Origin of the sequence: Paenibacillus selenitireducens, from assembly GCF_002021565.1 — a bacterium.
Classification (GTDB): Bacteria; Bacillota; Bacilli; order Paenibacillales; family Paenibacillaceae; genus Paenibacillus_K; species Paenibacillus_K selenitireducens.
The window spans coordinates 1-2418 of the sequence record NZ_MSZX01000042.1; the positions used below are offsets into that span (position 1 = coordinate 1).

Below are 2418 nucleotides of genomic sequence, written 5' to 3' on the forward strand. Positions count from 1 at the left end.
STRCSSATNDATACTNTRYCHNAGCDCCTGTATACATGTCTGGTGTACCCCATGCGCGTAAAGATGCAGCTTCAAGTGAATAGTTCCAATCCATCCAGTGAAGGATTTGCGGAATCATATCTTCAGACACTTTTTTAGGATTAATTGCTTTAGAATTCCATTTTGTAGTTAATGGAAAGGATTGTATTGTTTCACTTTGTACACTAGGGTCTAATTCATTTACAAAAATAGGGTAGAATCTCCAGTCGTATGTTTTGCCTTCTTTATGTATCTTCTCAAGATTCGCGGCAACAGGATGCCACATATTGACTACAGCATACTCACCATTAATAATTTTTGCATCGCGTTGCTCTTTTTTCTGAATATAGAATTCTTGACCAAACAGACCTTCATTAAAGCCTTTGTTCATAAAAGAAATGTAGTTTCTCCACTCGGGAGTCAATTGATAGTCAACGTACATATTTTTAGATTCATTGATAACAAGCGGATAGGCTTGGCTAATATGTAACCCTGTTGCTGAGAACAATGACATGTTAAGCGAACTTCTGGAGTTATCATGTTGAAGGTGACCGGGTGTAATAGGGTGACCATTTTCTGTTAAATTGAGATCTTTTACCTTTTTGAGATAATCGAATAGATCATTCAGATTATGAATTGGAATATCCGTAACTTGCTCCAGTGTTAATTTACCTTTGTTTGCTATTGCTAAAGCCTTGAGTTCGGCTGCACTCATCGCATTCGGATAGATTTTCTTCAAGATATCATCCCTAATCCAAACGGCATAACCTCCTTTTCCGAGGCGAGGATCAGCGTATGGAGTTTTGCGGTATTCTTCTTTGAGAAGCGGGTATGGCAGTGAAGGTATCGCCCATAGCTTGCCATCAACCGGGTCAACACTCGCTTTATACCATTGTTCGATCGTAACGCCTAAATCTGCCAATCTTTCAGCTGTGAGCGGCATATATTTTTTTATCTCATCTAATGTAATTTCGCGAACCATGCCTGCTTTTTTAAGCATTTCCATATTATCCGTGTTGTCGGCAATACCGTTTGAATTTGCAATAACTGCCGGTACGGTATTGGCTAATATTTGCATTTGAAGCCAGCTTTTAACATCTTGACCAGCAGGAATTTCTACGAAATCAGGAATGATTTTCGTTTTTTCGCGCCAAATTGGAGTTAAGCGGTCTTCAACTGGCTTACGCGGGTTTGTTGGTAATTCGCTTAAGACTTCTAAATGCATTTCTTTAAAATTAGCGGGATCATCAGATAATGAATTACCTGTGCTAGCAGCTTGAGTTCCATTTGAATTACTAGAATTGCTTGTCTCTTCCTTTCCATTGTCACATCCAATAAGAGTTACCATTAAAACAGCAGACAACATGAGTGCCATCAACTTTCGTTTCATAATCAAAAGTCCTCCCCTTTTATATTTGAACCGAACGGATTGGTTCATCGGCATCGCACGCCGCAACAAACGTCGAAGCATGTTCTTGCCTATTAATTCAATTTATTCATGAAGTTAGCCCGCAGCTTGTAATATTTCATCCAAGCTTCCTTTTCTTTGATGATGCCGTCAGCAATATTGGGACTTGATATTACATCTGTGTAATCTTTATAGTTGCTATCAAATTTATCTACCGGGCCCGTAATAGCTCTAACGATAAGGTTATCCAACTCATCATTGTGAGGTGAAATAAGATTGTTATTTAGATCCGTTGTTACAGCTTCAAATTCGGCTTTCGCTTTGAGCGTTTCATCGTCAACTGGTAACTCCGCATACAACGACATTGCTTTTAAGTTGTGCTGCATCCATGCTGTGGTAACCATTGTTGATTGGTCGTAGTTGCTTTCGCTAAATGGATACACAACGGACGGAGAATACGCATAACCCATTTCATCCGCCATTGCCAGACCGTATACTTCAGGATTTGCCATTGTTTGATCTTGATCTCCTTGTATACCGTAGTACCATCCGTCACCTGTTTTATCTTGTTTGCCGAGCAGCTTATATTCTTCGACTTTTTTATATTCTGGCTTGTAGCGGCGCTCCATTCCTTCACCTGTATACATGTCTGGTGTACCCCATGCGCGTAAAGATGCAGCTTCAAGTGAATAGTTCCAATCCATCCAGTGAAGGATTTGCGGAATCATATCTTCAGACACTTTTTTAGGATTAATTGCTTTAGAATTCCATTTTGTAGTTAATGGAAAGGATTGTATTGTTTCACTTTGTACACTAGGGTCTAATTCATTTACAAAAATAGGGTAGAATCTCCAGTCGTATGTTTTGCCTTCTTTATGTATCTTCTCAAGATTCGCGGCAACAGGATGCCACATATTGACTACAGCATACTCACCATTAATAATTTTTGCATCGCGTTGCTCTTTTTTCTGAATATAGAATTCTTGACCAAA

Annotated in this window: 1 protein-coding gene; it reads right to left on the reverse strand. The window is 39.2% G+C overall.

Annotated features, from left to right (window positions below; translation table 11 throughout):
• Positions 1-1500: 1500 nt before the first annotated feature.
• Positions 1501-2418, reverse strand: a 918-nt coding sequence (locus BVG16_RS33025; RefSeq protein ID WP_158081863.1) for a hypothetical protein, incomplete at its 5' end; no start/stop codon positions are given.